General features: G+C 59.3%; 14 protein-coding genes and 1 pseudogene. 7 read left to right on the top strand and 8 right to left on the bottom strand.

What is annotated here, in order from left to right; genetic code table 11:
* Nucleotides 1-928: 928 nt before the first annotated feature.
* Nucleotides 929-1240 (top strand): annotated as a pseudogene (locus DL891_RS15440) (IS3 family transposase); the annotation flags it as partial.
* Between the two features lie 430 nt (nt 1241-1670).
* On the opposite strand, the gene DL891_RS15435 reads toward DL891_RS15440, so the two are convergent.
* Nucleotides 1671-2426, bottom strand: coding sequence for a hypothetical protein (locus DL891_RS15435; RefSeq protein WP_111721383.1), 756 nt, complete (start codon nt 2424-2426; stop codon nt 1671-1673).
* A gap of 1315 nt (nt 2427-3741) precedes the next feature.
* Between DL891_RS15435 and DL891_RS15430 the strand changes: the two genes are divergently transcribed.
* From DL891_RS15430 to DL891_RS15415, 4 genes are read left to right on the top strand one after another with little or no spacing between them, the layout of a single operon-like run.
* Nucleotides 3742-3996: a helix-turn-helix domain-containing protein gene (locus tag DL891_RS15430; protein WP_111721381.1), complete on the top strand. Its 255-nt coding sequence runs from the start codon at nt 3742-3744 to the stop codon at nt 3994-3996.
* A 4-nt stretch (nt 3997-4000) separates the two neighbouring features.
* The gene (locus DL891_RS15425; RefSeq protein WP_111721379.1) at nt 4001-5170 is read left to right on the top strand and encodes a site-specific integrase; all 1170 of its coding nucleotides are present in this window, start codon (nt 4001-4003) and stop codon (nt 5168-5170) included.
* Complete coding sequence (locus DL891_RS15420) at nt 5167-5808, top strand: hypothetical protein (protein ID WP_232819214.1); 642 nt, start codon at nt 5167-5169, stop codon at nt 5806-5808. The genes DL891_RS15425 and DL891_RS15420 overlap by 4 nt, the downstream gene beginning before the upstream one ends.
* The gene (locus DL891_RS15415) at nt 5805-6479 is read left to right on the top strand and encodes a hypothetical protein (RefSeq protein WP_111721375.1); all 675 of its coding nucleotides are present in this window, start codon (nt 5805-5807) and stop codon (nt 6477-6479) included. Before DL891_RS15420 ends, DL891_RS15415 begins: the two co-directional genes overlap by 4 nt.
* A 266-nt stretch (nt 6480-6745) precedes the next feature.
* On the opposite strand, the gene DL891_RS15410 is transcribed toward DL891_RS15415, so the two are convergent.
* The 7 genes from DL891_RS15410 to DL891_RS17830 all read right to left on the bottom strand — a co-directional run bounded on the left by DL891_RS15410 (nt 6746) and on the right by DL891_RS17830 (nt 15795).
* Nucleotides 6746-8245, bottom strand: coding sequence for a class I SAM-dependent DNA methyltransferase (locus DL891_RS15410; RefSeq protein ID WP_111721373.1), 1500 nt, complete (start codon nt 8243-8245; stop codon nt 6746-6748).
* On the bottom strand, nt 8238-9206 hold the full coding sequence (locus DL891_RS15405) for an Abi family protein (protein ID WP_198668950.1): 969 nt from the start codon (nt 9204-9206) through the stop codon (nt 8238-8240). Before DL891_RS15405 ends, DL891_RS15410 begins: the two co-directional genes overlap by 8 nt.
* 195 nt (nt 9207-9401) lie before the next feature.
* The gene (locus DL891_RS15400) at nt 9402-10304 is read right to left on the bottom strand and encodes a GIY-YIG nuclease family protein (RefSeq protein ID WP_111721371.1); all 903 of its coding nucleotides are present in this window, start codon (nt 10302-10304) and stop codon (nt 9402-9404) included.
* Nucleotides 10301-11425, bottom strand: a complete 1125-nt coding sequence (locus tag DL891_RS15395) for a restriction endonuclease subunit S (RefSeq protein ID WP_111721369.1) — start codon at nt 11423-11425, stop codon at nt 10301-10303. The genes DL891_RS15400 and DL891_RS15395 overlap by 4 nt, the downstream gene beginning before the upstream one ends.
* An 83-nt stretch (nt 11426-11508) precedes the next feature.
* Nucleotides 11509-14289, bottom strand: a complete 2781-nt coding sequence (locus DL891_RS15385; protein WP_198668949.1) for a DEAD/DEAH box helicase family protein — start codon at nt 14287-14289, stop codon at nt 11509-11511.
* A gap of 218 nt (nt 14290-14507) precedes the next feature.
* Nucleotides 14508-15170, bottom strand: a complete 663-nt coding sequence (locus DL891_RS17170; RefSeq protein ID WP_198668952.1) for a hypothetical protein — start codon at nt 15168-15170, stop codon at nt 14508-14510.
* A complete protein-coding gene (locus tag DL891_RS17830) occupies nt 15091-15795 on the bottom strand; it encodes an AAA family ATPase (protein WP_368665639.1) in 705 nt (234 codons plus the stop codon). Before DL891_RS17830 ends, DL891_RS17170 begins: the two co-directional genes overlap by 80 nt.
* A gap of 1269 nt (nt 15796-17064) precedes the next feature.
* Here DL891_RS17830 and DL891_RS15375 point away from each other — a divergent pair.
* The gene (locus DL891_RS15375; RefSeq protein WP_111721362.1) at nt 17065-18174 is read left to right on the top strand and encodes a DUF6544 family protein; all 1110 of its coding nucleotides are present in this window, start codon (nt 17065-17067) and stop codon (nt 18172-18174) included.
* 496 nt (nt 18175-18670) lie between these two features.
* Nucleotides 18671-19606: serine hydrolase (locus DL891_RS15370; RefSeq protein ID WP_111721360.1), on the top strand; the 936-nt coding region annotated here is incomplete at its 3' end.

Below are 19606 nucleotides of genomic sequence, written 5' to 3'. Positions count from 1 at the left end.
CGGCAGCGCATTCATCTCGCCACTCAGCAACGCAGTCCGGCAGACGACACCTTCCATAACGGAGACGATAGCGTCACTGCGGTAAGTCGAGTCGAATGACTCGGCGCGAAAGCGGAACTTGGGGCAGTGTTCTCGACCATCGTGTCTCACCTCATGATCCAGTTGGCTGCCATCAGTCTGCCCGGGACCAAAAGGGGACCAAAAGGGGACCAAAATCATGCAAACCATGCAATGAATGACGTGAATTGAGGCCTTCTGCGGAGCGCTGCGCCCCGGAATATCAACGATCTGGGCTCTTCGGGCTACCTGGGGGTCAAGGGGTCGCAAGTTCAAATCTTGTCAGCCCGACAGATAAAAGTCTCGGTGAGACCGCGAATCTCGCCGGGATTTTTCGTTCCTCTTAACAGGCAGGGGACCAGAAGGGGACCAATTCTGTGCATTGTGGCGCGGAAACGGGGCCGCGCTGTCGTCTTGGGGTCTACGCCTGGGCGCCTTCTGCCCCGGGATTCCGGGCTTTGGCGTCCATAGGCTATCGGCGGAGATTTATCGTTACTAACCCAGGGTCAAGGGGTTTAGAGCACTCTCGATCGGCCCAGTGGCATCAGGCTGCGCAGGAGTTGCGGTCGTCGTCGCTCATCCTCGATTTCGCAAAACGGTTTGAGTCACCGGTTCCGGCTCACCCTGTCGCAGCGCTTCCAATCGGAACGCTGATTGATGCGGCAACGGCAATCCCGGGGAATCGTCGCTGCGCGGGAACGTCCGCATCAAGCCTGACTGCGATGTTCGCTTCGAAGCCCCAGTCCATCGACGTGAACTTTTCCTACTTCTTGCGGTTGTATGGCGATGTGTGTCCTGTCACACCTTTGGGCACGTCCGTTCCTGGGTTGGTTCGCACATGCCACCCCGCGAACGCGTCCACAGTCCCGGGCTGGGGTGGCGGGTCGCCTCCCACATGCGCACCCCGATGGTGCTGGATGCGATCGAGATGGCCCGTTTGTCCCGCGGTGCGAACTTACCCGGGCTGCGGTGCCATATCGATGCGGGAGCGCAATTTTCGTCTATTCGCTGCGGTGAACGCCTGGCCGAAATCGGCGCTGTTCCTTCGATCGGTTCGGTCGGGGTCAGTTTTGACAATGCCCTGGCCGAAACGGTCAATGGATACTACAAGAGTGAACTCGTGCAGGGCCCCGCACGCCCGGGGCCGTGGAAGTCAATCGAGGACCTCGAGCTCGCGACCCTCAAACCCCAGGAACTGCTCAACATCCACCGATCTATGTACATGTGGCTCCACCTACTTCGAGATGTGGCCTTGTTCGGAGTGTTCCCAGTTTGCTACAGATGATCTTGCGGGCAGGCCGCGATTATCCAGCGTGGCAGCAACGCCCAGGAGATCGGGTGCCGTTGCTGCGGCAGATTTCGGGCCTCGACATACCCAACCACCTAAGCCCAAGCGCCGAGCATCAGCAAGATCTTTCGCGCCGGCGTCAGCCGGTAACGCACTGTCATGCCTTACTTGGCGAGACCGATCCTCCGTAGATAAGAGCGTTCCCAAGCGGCTCACGGTGAGGCGTCTGATACTTGGGGTTGAGCACCCCAGTACTCTTGAGCGCCCACGTGCACGGGTTGCCGACGCCCAAGTTTCCGCCCGCGTCAACGATACGGTCACCTTCTCAGTCGAGGGTGTAGGGCCCAATCCACTTTCCGGCGGCCCACTTATAGTACGGCGCGTCTGGCGCGACGATCGTGTCGATCAATCCAAGGTCAAGCACGCCGGAGTCGTCCCCACTGATCCACTCGATGCCGAGCCGCCATCGGCATCGACAGGCTTGCTGCGAGTGTTTGGTTGACACGAAGAAGACTTCCGAGTCCGATGCCGACACCTGATAGGGGAACTCCACAACCTCCAAGTCGGGTGTTCCCTCGGTGAGCACGACACGCGGCACGTCAGCGTCCAGGTCGAGCGAGTAATACCTCGGCGGCAGGCCTGCGTCGGCCCCACGGGGGGCTGGATCGCAGTGCGAGACTATTGTCGGAGCAGCAGGTAACTCCGATCGCACTACGTCGCTGACCACGAAGCGCTGGAGCACGACGGCCGCATCCGACCGTCCCTGCACAACTACCTTCACGCTACCCTGTGACCAGGCCCCGCCACCCCTTTCGAGCGCCCACTCGATCGTGGGTTCCGAATTGGTCTCGAGGCCCGCCCGAGTGGTTGCGTCGACCACGACGCTCTGGCAACTCGTATCGATAAGATCAACGTGGGCGTTCAGCGGCGCACGAGTGTCGATCGCATCTCCCCACCACCCAAAAATGCTCGTACCGACGGCGCCGAGGAATCCAGCTGTCACAAGTCCGGCGCCTGCCTGTACCCAGCGCTTGCCATGCGACTTGGTCGCGGTTTTGGTCCCATCAGAGTCCCTAGTCATCGGGGGGCCACATCGCAACGGGGCCAGGCATCATGCACTCATTATGGTCTTGTCGCTCCGGTCGCACAAGGTGTCGACGAGATTCACGTACTATGCCCGCGAAAAGGGGAACGGTCAAGACCGCAACGGCCGCCGTCGACGGATCTACGACACCCCGCCACCCCACTCGACAGACTCCTGGACGCCAGCGTGCTCTCACCCTCCCAATAAGCCGGACTATGGAATCGCCGAGACCGGCTCAACCTGGCTGAGCTGGCCCGCGACATCCGCCGCTATCAAGCCAAATTTACCGGCCTCGCGAAAGTCAAAACCGACCGGCACCGATCCACCCTCCCACCAGCCATGCCCCACCCCGCGGCATCAGAGTCAGCTGAGACTTCGCGGGCAAAGTACCTGAGGCACCGGAACCCACGACGCGGGCAGTTTGACCCGAGGTACCTCGGGTGCGGTCGTTGCGTCCGGGACAAACGACCCCTGATCGAACATCCTCAGCTGCCTGCACGAGGACGGCGAAGCCGCTTGCGCTCATGCCCCCGGATGATCACAAGTTGTGCAGTACTAGGCATGAACTCGGTCTGTTCTCACTCGTCCGATAAGCGCGAAGCACGTCACGCTCTCCCCAGTGTCGGTCACGTAGGGGGGCTCCAATCCACTCAAACCCTCCTGTTTCATGCCCAGTGCACGACACCGATCAGGTGCACGAGACCACTCCAGGTCCTCCGCAGGCCTACCTTGACGGGCACGGGCACGGGTGCGCTGGCTGATGGCCGGCCAGCTCGAGCGGCTGAATCCCTAGGCTGCGATTACCCCGTACACGAAGCGCGGAATCCCGCCGCCAGGAGGCTCCCGACTCTGTCAGAAGTGCAGCAGATTCGTCTTGGCGGAAGGAGGCGATCTTGCGGAGGTTGAGGCTGGTCGGCAGGATTGTGGTTAAGGACTGGGCGGCCCCAAGGTCCGCGTCCGCGTGCACGAACTGCGAGTGGACCAAAAGGGGACCAGAATCATGCAAAACATGCAATGCATGACGAAATTTGAATCGTTCTGTGCACCTCTACGCTCCGGGAAATCAACGTTTTGGCCTCTGGGGGCTACCTGGGGTTCAAGGGGTCGCAGGTTCAAATCCTGTCAGCCCGACCAAAAAATCGCGGAGACTCAAGGGTTTCCGCGATTTTTCGTTGGTGAGATTTGATCCGGCCATCTAATACCCATCTAAAATCCCTCCTGAAATGGCTTCTGAACTGCACTTTATTCGGTTCGCAAAGGTCACCTACGGGTGGTTCCGGTTGCCTCGGAGCGCGTGACGCACCTGGTCTGCATGACCAGCCCAACTCCGCTTCCGTCTTCGCTGCCCGACCTGCCTCCGTTGCTCGATATCCGCGAGCTGTCTGCCTATCTCGGGGTGCCTGTCTCGACGATCTACGACTGGCGTTCGCGCGGTGTCGGCCCGCGTGCGTATCGCTTCGGCAAGCACCTCAAGTTCGCTGTCACCGATGTGACCGAGTGGATCGAAGCGCAGCGCGAACCGGCACCTGCTGTGCGCTCTGCGCCACCTCAGCATCTTCAGGAGTGAAGCGATGAGTCGCCCGCGTCTCACGATCGGCACTTACGGTGGGATCACGACCCGCCGTCGCCCGAGCGGCCGCATTGAAGCGCGCGCCCGCTACCGGGACTGGGATGGGGCCACCCGGCTCGTGCAGGCAAGCGGCGACACTGCAGCCGCTGCAACGCACGCACTCAAGGCCAAGTGCGTCGACCGCAATCTGATCGCACCGAGTGCGGGATCGCTCACGGCCGACAGCCCGTTCCCCGATCTGGTGGCGTACTGGCTCGAAGACACCGAGCTGGAGGATCGGCTCGCGACTGCCACCCGGCAACTGTATGAGCGAGACATGCGCACCCTTGTGCTGCCAGCGTTCAAGGATCTGACGCTGCGCGAGATTGGTGTCGCTCGCTGCGACCAGTTCTTGAAGCGACTTGCGAAGGATTCGTATTCGAAGGCGAAGCATGCGCGCGTCGTTCTGCGGCTCGCACTCGCGCTGGCCGCGCGACACGAGGTGCTGCTGCGCAACCCGGTCGATCATGTTGCACGGTTGCATCGCGATGCGCGGATGCCTGACGCGTTCACACCCGAGGAGATCACCGCGATCCGAGCGGCGATCGCGTACTGGGAAGCCGGACGCGATGTCTCGGGGCCGAAACCAGACGGGCAACTCAGCGCAATCATCGAGGTCATGCTGGGCACCTCTGCACGCATCGGCGAGGTGCTCGCAATCCGTAGACGCGACATCGACCTGAGCGTGCCATCCCTGCGGATCGCCGGAACGATCGTCAGCCCGAAGGGTGCGCCCACGATTCGGCAGGATCATCCGAAGACTGCGCGTTCGCGGCGCACGATTCAGCTTCCTGGATTCGCTGCGCAAGCTGTGCAACTTCGGCTGAAGCAACTCGACACGATCGACCCCCACGCGCTGCTGTTTTGTTCCCGGGAGGGCACTCCGTTGACGACGAATAACGTGCGTCGCCAGCTGCGGCATGTGATGAACCTGGCAGGGATCGAGGGCGTGACCCCGCACAAATTCCGCCGTACGGTCGCCACGACAATCAACGAGCAAGCTGGTGTCGAGCTGGCCTCGCAACTGCTTGGTCACACTGACCCGGCGATCACGATCAAGCACTACATCCGTCGCGACGAGACCGTCGACCCCACGACTGCAGGTCTGCTGGAGAAGGCGTTCGGGTCATGATCAATATTTTGGGTGGAAGATTTACCTCGCGAAACGAAACGTACTCAGATAACATTATCTGTGTACGAAACGTGTCAGGAGGTGATCTTGTGAAAGCTCTAAGACCAAAGGCTGCCGCCGAGAAGCGAAGCGCCTTGTACCGGGAGCATGCTGAGGGGCGGTGGGAACGCATCGGTCGAGGCATCTATTTGCCCGCGGATGCACCCGCAATGGACTGGGACAAGCTCGAAGCGGCCACCCGCCGACCGGAAGCAACCATTTGTCTGCTTTCAGCACTCGCACACTATGATCTCACCGATGCGATTCCTGATGCATTGGATATCGCAATACCGCGCGGAACGCGTACGCCGCTGACCGAGGGTGCGATTCGCTGGCACCGCTTCGACCCGGCGACGTTCGATCTCGGGCGAGAGGAGATCTTGATTCCAGGCAGCTCGCAGACCATCGGTTTGTATAGCGCCGAGCGCACCATTATCGACTGCTTTCGCCTTCGGCCATCAGTCGGGCATGAAGTAGCTCGCAACGCCACCAAAGAATGGCTCCGCCGCGGCGGCAAGCCCGCCGAGCTCATGGCACTCGCCACACAACTCCCACGAGCCAAAGCCCCACTCCTGCAAACTCTGGAGGTACTCACGTGACCGGTGGGGAGTGCAACCCTGTGGTGGGCTTCGGCACACTGATCCGCACCGCGCTGGCGGAGCTGGCTGCACGGAGGCCTGTGTTCCACTCAGAAGCTGATTTCCAGCATGAGCTCGCCGTGCAGATCGCACGGCTTGACCGGGGCGTGGAGCTGAGGTTAGAGCGGCCGGTGCGGGTGCCTGGAGCGCGACCGATTAACCTCGACATCCTCCTACGCCGAGGCGGCGTGCAGTACGCGCTCGAACTAAAATACATTACCGCAAGGCTTGAAGTGAGCGTCGGTGGCGAAGAGTTCATGCTGAGGTCGCAGTCTGCCCAAGATCTACGCCGCTACGACATCCTCAAAGATGTCATGCGAATCGAAACACTCATCGAAGCCGGTGTCGTCGCAGGTGGCATGTCCATTACCATCTCCAACGACCGTGGAATGTGGAGCGAGACGCGGAAGATCGGTCCTATCGATGCAGCATTCAGGCTGCATCACGGCCGTACCTTGACCGGGAGCCTCACGTGGGGCTCGCACGCCGCGCCTGGCACAGTTCGCGGTCGAGAAGCGGCGCTGGTGCTAGGTGGCACCTATGCGCTGGAGTGGTCGGTGTACTCGCAAGTCAATGCGCCGCGAAACGGAGATTTCCGCATGCTCATCGCCGAGGTCGGCGCGGAGCAATAGGGCATCATGGCACACTCGGTCAACGGCGGAGTCGGCCGAGATCCTGAGCAGCACTCTAACGTTCGTGAAACCTCGTGTCTCCGTGGGGTCTGCTGAACATTTCGCACTCACGGAAAAGACGTGGACGAAATGGGAGAGTGAGCGTACCTAGGAGACAAGGGGACGACTGCCTTTACCGGTGCGACGCCTTCATTAGAAACCAATCGCACTGAGAAGGACGGTCCAGCAAATTTTGCGGCACCGTCGCTACATGGCGCAAGGCTGTGTTACTTGTTCGGCGAGTCGCTACTGCTCAACACTGCTTCTTCGAGCGCTGCGGCGACGGATTCGAACTCGGCTAATGCCGCGGTGAGGTCTTCAACGATCTCCCGAGCGATGACGTCAGGTGCAGGAAGCGAGTCGAGGTCGTCGAGCGAGTCGTCTTTGAGCCAAGTGATATCGAGGTTCACCTTGTCTCGGGCGATCAGCTCGTCGTAGGCGAACGATTTCCAGCGTTCAGACTCCACGCGTTCTCCGCGCGAACTTCCGAGAAGGTAAGACTCGACGAACTCATCGAGGTGCGCCCGGCGTAGTGGGTTTTGTTTGGGGGTGAAATGCTGGTTCGTGCGCAGGTCGTATATCCAGAGCTTTCGCGTCCACGGTACTTCGCTTGCGGGCTTCTTATCAAAGAACAGCACGTTGGCTTTCACGCCTTGGGCGTAGAAGATGCCAGTGGGCAGCCTGAGGATTGTGTGCAGGTCAAAGTCGTTCAGCAACTTGCGACGCAGCACCTCGCCCGCACCGCCCTCGAAGAGCACGTTATCGGGCAACACAACGGCGGCCCGACCATTGATATCAAGAATAGTCATGATGTGCTGCACAAAGTTCAGCTGCTTGTTGCTCGTGGTGGTGACGAAATCAGCGCGCTCAATCTCGGAATCTTCTTTTGACTCCCGGCCATCGGCGCCGACCATTGTCATTGATGACTTGCGGCCGAATGGTGGGTTGGAGAGCACCACGGAATATCGATCGCCGGGGTCGGCGATCAGCGCGTCGCGCACGTCGATCAAAGAGTCACCGTTTGAGGTACCGATGCCGTGGAGCAGTAGGTTCATCGCGGCTAGGCGCGCGGTGCCGTCGACGAGTTCGGTTCCATGTGCGAATTCGTCTCGCAGTCGATCGCGCTGGATCGGCGTGAGATGCTCGGCATCGCGCGACGCAAAATCGTGGGCAACAAGTAGGAAACCACCGGTGCCACAAGCGGGGTCGATCACGGTGTCGTCGGCGGTCGGCTGCACCACATCGACGATGGCTTGGATCAAATCCCGCGGAGTGAAGTACTGCCCCGCCCCCGAACCTTTGTCGGACGCGCCTTTGGCGAGAAGCTGCTCGTAGGCGTCACCCTTCAGATCAGTGCCGGAGGCAGACCACTGCTCCTTGTCGATCAGGTCGACGATCAGTCGCTTAAGCTTGGCTGGATCTTGGATCCGGTTCTGAGATTTCCGGAAGATCACCCCGAGCGTACCGGGCTGTTTTGCCAGACCCGCAAGAATATTTGTGTACTCGAGCTCCAGCGCCGAACCCTCGGCGTCAAGCAGGCGTTGCCACGAGTACTCCTCGGGAACTATCTGCTCTGGCCTGAGCTTCCGCGTGGCGCGCTCGTGCGCCATCTTGAGGAACAGTAAGTAGGTGAGTTGCTCGATGTAGTCGAGCACACCGACGCCGTCATCACGAAGCAGATTTCGGAACGAGTCGAGCTTGTCGACCAAGCGACGGGAATCAGACATTGCGGTCTCCTGACCAGAACGGTTCGCCTTGCCATGTTTCGGGGAAGCCCATCTCTCCAACGTGGCGACCTTGAATAGAGGCGAAAGAATTGTTGACGAGATATCGCACTTTGTCGCGCCAGGTTGTACCTGGTGAAGCCGCATCCAACAGCGTGCCCATCACACAAAGGGCGCCATAGAGGCGCTCACTTTGGCCCTCGGGCAGTGGTATAAGGGCTGGGATCGTTCGCATTGCAGCAGTGCCGACTGGGGCAAAAGATCGGTTCCAAAGGCGCGCATGGTGGGCGCTCGTGTTGCGGACAATCGCGAGCTGTTCGTACCAGCGAACGAGTGGGTGATTCTTGCGCGCCTTCTCTGCCTGGTTTTTTCGCAACTTGCTCAGATCGATGCGAATGCCAACTTGCTCGGCAACCTCCCACTGCATGCTCGCTGGCAGCCCTTCATAGAGTCGAGATACATCCGCGAAGTCGAGCACCTCTGACATCGCCCAGATCGGGAGCTTTCCGCCGTAGTGCTCATCGTGGTGTTTAACGGCGTCATTGCGGCGACGAGCGCGATCAGCTCGGCGTTCAGCTGTTTGCAACCAAGCGGCGTGGTCGAAGTTTGGTCTGAAGTGTTTCGCGTCGAGATACGCCAGCGGGCCGATGATACCGATGGCCTCGTTGAGCTGCGCGCGAAGCATCACCTCTATGCGTTCGACACCGTCATGGATCAGCGTGCGGAGTTTGCGGTCGAATTCGTAGAGCGCGACGACATCGCTGAATGTTGTTCCCGGTGTGAAATCGTCGTCGCGACGACCAGCAACTAGCTCTCGGTACGGATACCAGTACCCGCTCAGACGGTAGTAGCCGACACTCGTGAGCCATTGATCGGGTGAGTCGAGATCGATCACAATCCCACGCTGCTGGATCTTAGAGAGGTGCGCCTCGAGAGTCTCATAAGGTTTGATGGGGCGAATCAAGCGAACCCCTGCCTAAAAGAGATCCAGCCCACACCAGAAGACTGGGCGGGCTGAACTATTAGCTCAAGTCTAGCCCGTGTAGCCTCGCAGGGCCAAGCGAGATCAGAAAATCCCCGGGTTGCGCATCGTGGAAAGGCTCGGGGGACGTTGTGCCCCAAATCTACATCGGTACGAGTGTAACCGCGAGCGTCTCGGCTAAGCATCCTCGACACCTCGGCTCTCCCACGCTCCGAATGCACCCTCGGCGCTCACCCACTCAACACGACCATTGCAGGAACGCCCTAGCGCAATAGATCCGGCCGTCGAAGGGGACGAGAAAACGATGTCGCGTGTCGTGCGCCCGGTTCCGTTCTCGACCAGAATCGAACCTTCAGCGAGGAGCTCTTCATATTGGGCGAGGTAGCTCGCGTATGCGCGTTGCGTGCTGACTGCATTGCCGACACCATGCCAGTGGGGAACCACTAGAGACCCGCTGAGCATGACGAACTCGCCGTCGATCTGCTGAGCGCTCGCGTTGACACCGAGTCGTGCGCTCTTCAGCTGGAAGATTGGAGAGACCGTTGAATCACCAGCCTCGGGCGATCCCGGCGTTGGTCGGACGCGGATCGCGTTCACGCCGAGCACAGGGAGCACAATCTGTAACTGCCCGAGGAAGTACTCCATGTCTGACAGATCGGCCTCGGGGAGCCGCGGACGTGGCGGGGCAGTGCCATTTTCGAGCGTGACGCGACCTGCTTGCGTGGCGAGTTCGATGAGGCGAGACTCGAGATATCTGACGTGTGACTTCGTCAGATTGGTGTCTTTCGAGGTGACGACGACAGCCTGGTTCCAGAACGGCTTCTCTTTAGCGTGGCTACGCAGCCGAGTTGCCACGGTGTCTGCCTCCCCGATGTAACAGCGCGTGTCGCCGACTGCGTCTTCGTCCTCGCCTAAGAGGAAGTAGACCCCGGTGCGCTCTGCTTCTTCGCGACCAAGCAGCTCTGCCAAAGCAGACCGACGCGCGGAGACAATGCTGCCGGTCCAATTGGTGATCTCAGCCGTCATGAGCCCACCTGGGGTGCCATCGACGAGGAAGAGTTTTACCTGTTTGCCAGTCATGCGTCGATCATCTCCTGGGCCCCCGACATCACATTCGAGGAGCTGGTCAGTCTGCCCGAGAACGCTGCGTCGAGCAAGGAACGGCGGAGGGCTGTAGAGCGCCTGCGCGAAGTTGCGACCGCGTCAGACAACCGTCGTCGATGAGCGTCTATAGACGACAATTTATCGAGTAAACGCTCCTGCTCGGTCAAAGACGGCAGCGGTATCTGCAGGGGCCCGAGTTTCCCAAGGCTCAAATTGTGTTGTCCAGCACTCGACGCTGCCAATTTCTCAATCGTCAAGCGAAGCTGTGGTGTTGACAGCATTGCATGCACCCATTCAGGGCGGACCTGGTCACGTCGAAGCTGGTAGCGAATCAGATAGGAGGCGAATGCAGCATTCAGGCCAGTAGGCGAAACGGCGGATCGTCCGATGAGTTGAACAGATCCATTCGTTCGCACGATCAGAAGATCACCCTCAGACAGCATTGAGTTTGAGACATCAACGTTGGCATCGGCGACACGTTTCTCGTCGGACAGGTTGATCGTGCCGTCAACAAGGTTTGGAATCCGAACGACCGCTGGCCCGGGCCCGTCGACGACACACTTCGTCGATGTACCATAGCTAGCATTCGTAGCAAGGCTGGCCAGTGTGACAGTCGGCCCTTCATGAAGCTTTGCGAGCGTGACGGCCCTCAGTGTGTCAATCCTGTGAATAGCCTCACCGAGATACGAGTCTGCGGCGTCGAGGCGGGAGAGGTGGTCTTCGAGAATCGTGACGATGCGGCGCTGCTCCTCCAGCGGCGGCAGTGAAATTGGAAACGAACTAAAAGCGTTGCCTGGGAACCGCATGCGTCCCGTGGTGCCGTTCATTTCGCTCTCCGCGCGATCACGGACGGCCGGGGATGCGCACCAGTAATACAAAAACCCGGGATCAACATCGGGCCCTGGGCGCACCACGAGAAACTCCGTGCTACCTCCCGTCGGTGCTGCGTCATAGGGTAGCTGCGCGAGCTTCCCATTCTCAAGACAAGGTGTAATTCGCGCAAATAGAACATCGTTGGCGCGCGCACGAACGCCACTGCGTGCTCCGCGTAACTCATACGATTCCGGGTATCGAATTCCAACCTTGACCGAAGACATGGGGACAAATGGTGATTCTGGTGTAAGCGCGGGATCCTTCGGGCCGACCGTCGCGACATCACTGAGCTTTAAAGCACGCCAGCTCACGCGGCCAACTCCCGGTTCAACTCTTCAATAAGGTCGCCCGCGTTATCACCGAGGTCTCGGAGAGCGCCGTCGATGCCGCCGCGCTCATCGAAGGGCGCGTTCTCGAGATCGTCGGCGTCAAGACCCGCCGAGGAAGCGATGATCTGCATCATCTTGTCGAGCCACCAGCGCTGCACTTCGGTGAAGCTCACGCCAGCCTGATCCTGGCGAGCCAACCAGTTCTCATAGCGCACCTCAACCTGTTCGGCATACGGCACGAGGGCATCATCGACACCGGTCTCGAGACGCAATAGTGAGATGAGGTCTGTGGTCGTGTGCCGATCCCTGTTCTCAGGGCGGCCCCGGTACTCAATCTCCAAGGTAAGGTACGCATTCCAAATGAGGTCGACTGTCCAGTTGTGCGGTGGGCGGGCGATCCTCTCTTTTAACTCTTCTATCTGCGCGAATGAGATGCCTCGACCCCTCGCCTCAAACATCAGCTCGATTGCGCTGATCTCGGCACGGTTCGAGTTCAGATACTCACGCCAGGAATCGACGATTTCCTTCGCGCGGTCAAGTCGTTGCACGCCGTAGGCTTCGTGGAGCACGTCGACGCTGACCTCGTCGATGACCTGGTCCTTGAGTCGACGCAGTTCGAGAATACGAGTGCGCAGCTTGGGGTTCGCCGCGAGTGGCTCAATGGCTTGCTCAAGCATTTCTTCGATGACTTCAGCTGGCGTGCGGTCTGACTGTGCCGCAATCGCTTCGGCCTGCTTCTCCGGATCAACGGCGTCAACCAACGCGCGCACGATGGTGTGCATCGACGTGTGCGCAACCTCATCGAGCTCAGAGCGTTCCTCTGGTTTGAGTTGACGATCGAGTGCTGCCAGGCGACTCGCGAGAGTAGCAGTTTCGTCTTCGTTGAGATTCAATGTTGCGGCTTTGTCGAGCAGCTTCTTCAGGCTGATCGACTTGTCACGGTTGAGCGGTGGCTCCACGAAATCGTGCTCGGTGACTCCGATGGCATCGACTATGACGAATCGGGTTTTGGCTTCGGCATCGTCGGTAACAGCTTTGAGGTCTGCGGGCGCAATGGTTCGCGCACCGCGGCCTTTCATCTGCTCGAAGTATTGGCCGCTTCGCACATCCCGCATAAACATCACGCACTCGAGTGGCTTCACATCCGTACCGGTAGCGATCATGTCGACAGTGACTGCGATGCGCATTCCAGGGCTCGTGCGGAACGCCCTGAGATGCCCCTTCGGATCTTTCGCAGTGTAGGTGATCTTCGCAGCAAAGTCGTTGCCTTTGCCGAACACTTCACGGACAGTCTGCACGATCTCTTCTGCGTGGTTGTCGTCCTTGGCGAAGATGAGTGTCTTCGGGACCGTGTGGCGCCCGGGAAAGATCTCGCTGAAAAGCTTGTCGCGGAACGTCTCCAGTACAAGACGGATCTGGCTCTTCGCGGTAACAGCACGATCCAGTTGACCCGGCGTGTAATTGAGATCGGCGTCGAGTTTCACGAGTTTCTGCTCACGGGTGTCGCGATTGACCGTCGGCACGTAGGTGCCAGCCTCGATCGTCGACCCGTCGGCGGAGATCTCCGTCTTGATCCGGTAAATGTCGAAATCGACGTTCACTCCGTCTGCCACTGACTGATGGTAGGTGTACTCAGAAACGAGGTTCTGCTGGAAGAACCCGAAGGTCTGTTTGCCAGGCGTTGCGGTGAGCCCGACGATATGTGCGTCGAAGTATTCGAGCACACCCCGCCAGACGCCGTAGATGGAGCGGTGTGCCTCATCGACGATAACGAGATCGAAAGACTCCGGAGGTAGGTCAGAGTTGTATGCAACTGTTACCGGCTCATCCGGGGTGAAGTCATCGAGTCCAGGGTCGTCACCGTCGGGAACGTCTTCGTTCTTGATGGCTTTGAAGACGCGTTGGATTGTTGAGATTGCGACCTTCGTGGAATCCGGCATCCCGCCACGTGTGAGCTTCGCTACGTTATACAGTTCGGTGAAACGTCGATTGTCATCGGGCGTGCGGTAATTACTGAACTCGCCCATGGTCTGGTCGGCGAGATTATTGCGGTCTACGAGGAACAACACCCGTTTGAAACCGCCCCATTTTAGAAGCCGATACGCTTCGGTGACGGCGGTGAACGTCTTACCAGCACCGGTCGCCATTTGGATCAGCGAGCGTCCGTAGTGCTGCTCGGCGAGGCTGCGTTCGAGGCCCTTCACCGCGTCAACCTGGGCAGGCCGAAGACCAGACTCATCGAGAGTTGGAAGTCCTCGGACCCTGCCGCGCCAGGTCGGCGGCACATTCGGTTCATCGTGAGCCGCGCGGATAGTCGCGGAGAGGGTCTCTGGCTTGGGAAAGTTGAAGATACGGCGTGAACGTGGTGCCGGGTCGAAGCCATTAGTGAAGTGTGTTTCGGAACCCGAAGCTTCGAAGACGAACGGCAGGCGACCCTCCGGGTCGAGCGCTTTCTTGCGCACGTCGTCGGGGAGGCCGGTGGCATACATCGCTGACTGCCATTCCACGCCCGAGAGGGGAGTACCCATCGGTTTAGCCTCGATCACGCCAACGACCGTTTTGTCGACGTAAAGGAGGTAATCGACGCGCCCATGCCCAGGTTTCATGATGACTTCACGGACAGCGATGCCGCGCTGCGGGGCAAAGAGATTGAGGTGTTTTCGGTCTTGGACGGCCCAACCCGCAGCACTGAGCTGGCGGTCAATGACTACCCGTGCCTTCTGCTCCGCAGCCAGAAGGGTGGCCCCACTCTCATTCATTGCTTGAGAGTCTATCGGTGGCCTCGGACGCTGGCCGTAGGCTTCAGAGCCTGAGCTGCGGGCTCATTGCGTACTGCTCCGAATGTTGCCACGCGTCTTGCAGATCGAGGATTTGCGCCGCCGGGTGACCAGCTCCATTCCAATCCTCCCTTGCACTGAGGCCCACAGGCTTTCTTGGCCGGAGAAGCCCCTGCAATGATGTCATGTGTGGGTCGCGTTCAAACTTCAGTCACAGAAACCTGAGCGTCGAGAAGCACAAGCGCAGTGTCGAGGAGACGAGTGACATGTTGTTGTGTACGTTCGTTGCATTGTGCAGAGCTTGAAAGTGCTGCTTGAAGCCAACCGGGTCCCTTCTTCACAACAACTTCCGGCGCAAGCCTTTCGAGTTCGCCATTTCTCACAGGAACAATCCCGACGTGCTGCATAACCTTGAGCAGACACTCTAGTTCTGCTCGTGCTTGCCCGCGAAATGCATCAACTCCGTAACCCTTGACTTCGTTCCAAGCAGAGTCACGCGAGCGCGTCTGAGCGAGCAAGAGCTCTCTAATCTCACTCGTATATGCCTCGTCGGCTCGTTCAGAAAGCAAGGAATTGATCGATTCGAGGACTTGACCAACTTTTACCGTGTCACGAGGTTCTCTTTGCGCGGCAGTTGCGCGACGCCAAAGTGATTTACCGGTCGTCACCCAGTTGCCACCCAATGAATCGAAGAGTTGCTTGATTTCGTGTTCGTTCGCGAGCATATCGAGGTCTGGTGCTGCTACTACAGGAACCTCGATTGCTTTCAGCGCGGCCGCTACCTTATGCATGGCAGCCTTTCCACCTGTCGGGATGAACAGTACTTCGCTGGAAGGAATCAAGTGCAGCGGAGAGAAACGCACAGTCTCCTTCCGCCTCCGCGAGCACCACGATGCGGTGGAAGAGCCCATCTAATACGTTCGAATAGTGAAGGACTGGATCATTCCACAGCTCCCGCAACTGCGCCGCGTCAAGTTGGAACGCACGCGATTGACCAGAGCCCCGACTTGCCCGTACGACAGAGACCGCAACTTCTGAATCCAAGAGACCTGTCAACAGATTCCGGTCGTGAGTCGCGACCAGGATCTGAACTCCTCGTTCTACCGCTAGGCGTCCGAGCTGGACTCCTAGCGCGTGAGCTTGAGGCGGGTGAAGAAAGGCCTCTGGCTCATCTAAGACAATTAGAGGATATGTCGACGCCATTACAGGCAAGATTTGGCCGAAGAATCCACGCATTCCATCACCTTGTTCGTCGAGTGGTCTCAACGAAGCCAGAGTCTCCCTGTAGCCCCTTGGGATACTGTCAATCCGAGGCACCTCGGCGTCTATTTTCCCGACGCGAAGACGTATAGTGCGAGCTAATGTATCGAGAGTGAGTGGATGATGGAAGACGTCCTCTGAGAGTTGACTGATTCGTTCCGTGAGTTCTGGTGAATCCTGTAAGTAATGGACGGGATGGTTTGGAGGGTCATCAACGGATTCTCGCATTTCGGCAGACCCACCGATTGAGAATCGTCCCGCGGCGTTGCCGTAGAAACACAGAAAGGATGCGAGGCTACCTAACCCGGTATCTCGACCGTTCCAGTTGTGTGCAAGCATAGAAGGCTTTTCGAACCCTGCCATGGCGCGAGTGAACCCCAACGATTGACCCTGTAATGCAAACGTGGAGTTGCTGTGAAGCCATGCAAAGAGATCATTTGCCTCCCCATTTGTGGAAAGCTCGATACGGTTTAATGAAAGTTGCGGTGGAGCGGTTTGGTGAGGCTGTCGCTGAAGAGCTTCGACTAGTTCCCGCAAGATTGTGGACTTGCCTGCATTGTTTGCGCCAACGATCGCCGTTACACCCGCTGCTTGGGGTCGGATCACATCCCCGCTCTTGAGATGGATCTCTTCAACGTGGAACCGAAAGCTCTTTGCGGTTCCGCCTACCCACTCCGGGTTGCTTGACGAAAATGCTGATCCGAAATCATCGACACTCATTAGGCCCATAGCTGACAGTCTTCCACTAAGGTCCGGACTATCCGTATTTTTTAAATGCTCCTGCGGTGCCAATCAGTTAGGTGCCGGACCTCTCCGCGATCGTAGTGATGCTCTCGCCGGTGTGGCAGTCAGTTCTGATCGCGTTCGCTCCTTGGCCGGTCAAGGTGTTCGGGTTGAGTTCACGATGCCCATCAAATACCCATCTCAATCACCCGTGACGGACCGCCAACGACCAGGTAAACTAGTTCAAGGAGAGTCGTTCGATTCCCCGTACGACCAGGGAAAACTAGAGATTTTCGCAAGCTTTCGGTAGGGCTCAAAATCCTCCAAGGGGTCGCAAGTTCAAATCTTGTCAGCCCGACAATAAAAGCCCTGATGAGAGCGGTTTGCTCATCAGGGCTTCGTCGTCTCGGAAGCTCTACAGGCCTATCCGTGCAAGCAGCCGGAACAACGGGCCGAGAAGTGCGGTGGATGCGCCGGGCGGCTTCGGCTTGGCAGCGCGGGTGAGCGCGGCGACCGATTCGAGCCGTACCGACCTGCGCAGGGATCACTACCCGTGCGCTGTCGCGGCGTACACTTGTCGAGCGAGCGCCGCTAAGCCTCGAGCGTTTTGGGTTCACCTCGACACCGATCTGAACGGATGGCGCCACTCAAGATAGGACAGCTCCAGGGCTTGCCCTAAGCAGGGATGTGCAACTTGCCAGCAGAGATCATCCGACCGGCCGATTGTTTCGATCGCGCACTTTACAAGATTGACGGACCATCAACGGTCGGGTTGTGAGGACGACTGTCCGTTGGGTCGTTGGGCTGGTCGTGGTGTTGCACGGACTTATCCATCTCCTTGGTGCGGCGAAGGGGCTGGGCTGGGCCGAGGTGACCCAGTTGGCCGAGCCGATCAGCGCCGGGTTGGGCGCTGCCTGGCTCGTGGCCGCCGTGATTACAGTTGCCGCGGGGGTGCTGCTTCTGGCTCGCGTCCGTTGGTGGTGGATCTTGGGTGCACTCGCGGTCGCCAGCTCCCAACTGGTGATTGTTACCTCGTGGGCCGACGCGAACGTTGGCACGATCGTCAACGTCATCCTGCTCGTCGCTGTCGTCTACGGATGGGCATCGCAGGGTCCACTAAGCGCTCGCGCCGAATATCGTCGACGCACTACCGGAGCACTCAAAAATTCCCGTGCTGTTGGTCTCGTGACCGAGGCCGACCTCCAGCGACTTCCGGCTCTTGTAGCCGACTACATCCGGCAGTCTGGCGCAGTCGGGCAACCGTTTGTCCAGGCTTTCCAGGCCAAGTTCCATGGCCGCATCCGTAGCGGGCCGACCAAGCCGTGGATGACGTTCACGGGTGAGCAGGTCAACACCTACGGCCCGCAACCCAGCCGGCTGTTCTTCATGGACGCCGCGCTGTTTGGGGTTCCTGTCGAAGTCCTGCACGTGTTCGAGGCAGGGGCCGCCACAATGCGGGTAAGGGCATGCTCCCTGTTCACGATGGTCAACGCCAAGGGACCCGAGATGGATCGAGCAGAGACCGTCACCATCTTCAACGACCTGTGTATCCTCGCCCCAGCGGCGCTCATCCACGCTCCCACCATATGGCAGTCCATAGATGACAACCATGTTCGCGGTACGTACACGTACGGCGAGCACACCATCACTGCCGAACTGACCTTCAACGACAACCATGAACTCATCGATTTCGTCTCTGACGACCGCGCGGCCGTATCAAGCGATGGCAAGACCTTGACACCACAGCGCTGGTCAACACCAATTTCCGCCTACCAGCGAGTCGGTCACAGGCGCCTGGGTACCAATGGGGAGGCCCACTGGAATGCGCCGGACGGGGAGTTCGCCTACCTCCAGTACAACCTCGACGAGATGCTTGAACCGTGAGTTTCACGAATGCCGTGGTTTCGGGACCGTCGGGCCATGCTCGACCGGAGCAGAGCGGTGACCAGCGTTGGAGAAAACGAACCCACCGATGTCACCGTCAGGCGGGATCACCACGTGCCCACCTGAGCCTTTCTACCGCAGTGGACTACACGTCGTACGATGTGTCGTCGTCGCGCACGGGCTCCTGCAAACCTTTCGCCTAATCCTCGGGAACCAGCGCGAAGTGTGCCGATCATGCGCGGAGTGACTAACGGGGGAGGTTTGGCCATGTGCGCCGGCTGTGGCATCCGACGATAACCCAGGAAGGAGGCGATTTCGATGCAAAGAGCCCGTTTGATGGTCTCAGCGCCCCACATCGTCCGGGTCACCATAATCAGCTGGTATGACGGCATCGCGGACTCGCTCGCTATACTCGGAATTTCGGCCGTGCTTTCACCGTCATAGTTGTGACGGGGTCGTGGCGCGTAGCAGATCCGTTGAGTTTGGAAAGGTTCTGATGGACGCCGCCCGAGACGATGCGCAGGGTTCGGCTCCTCTTCCGACCATGTCGAGGAGGGCTCTGCTTGCCGCTGGGGCGGGTCTCAGCGCGGCGGGTTTGCTCGCTCTGGTCGGGCCACATCCAGTGTTTCCAGCATCGGGTCGCACTGGAGACGCCGCACTGCTGGCGCGGGCAGAGCCTCATCTGAGCGGACTCAATCGGGTTGCACTCGCCTACATCGACGGCGACACCACCAGGTATGCGGGCATTGGTGCCGACGAGCGGATGCTGTTTGGGATCGGCTCTCTGTCCAAGACGTTTTGTGGGGCGGTCCTGATGGACATGGTCGCGAAAGACGAGGTGAGGCTCGAAACGAGAGTCGGCGAGCTGATCGATGCGAACCAATCGGCTCTAACCAATGTGACGTTGCGGGAGCTTGCCTCGCACACTTCAGGTTTGCCTGACTTCACCGCAAGCGAGACCAACAGCCGCAACTTGTGGTTCGGCCTGCTCCACGCCGACGGCGCACGCCAGGACGCAGCGGACACCGTGGCCGACATCCTTGGCCAGCAATTGACTAACCGAGGGACATACTCATACTCAACGGATGGCATTGCCCTGCTCGCGCATTTGCTGGCCCGCCGAGCAGAAACGACCTATAAGGAGCTTCTTACTCAGCGGATTCTCACCCCTTTTGATCTGACAGGCACCTCCCTTCCCGTCACCCGGGCCGGCCTGCCTCACGGATGGGAGAAGGGACTACTGGGCGGACGCCCCGCCGAGCCGTGGACTCTGGACGGGCTGGCACCCGGCGGTGGCATGTGGTCTACCTGCGCGGACTTGGCCACTTGGATGCGCTTGACTCGTGATGGACGCCAGCCTGGAGCGGCCGGGCTTCAGCCGGTGGCACCAGCACCGCTTCTGCCATGGTTGCCCGACGCAAAGATCGCGATC

Source organism: Homoserinimonas sp. OAct 916, from assembly GCF_003260275.1.
GTDB lineage: Bacteria > Actinomycetota > Actinomycetes > Actinomycetales > Microbacteriaceae > OACT-916.
The sequence above is the reverse complement of the archived record's forward strand: the minus strand, read 5'-3'. Positions and strand labels throughout refer to the sequence as shown.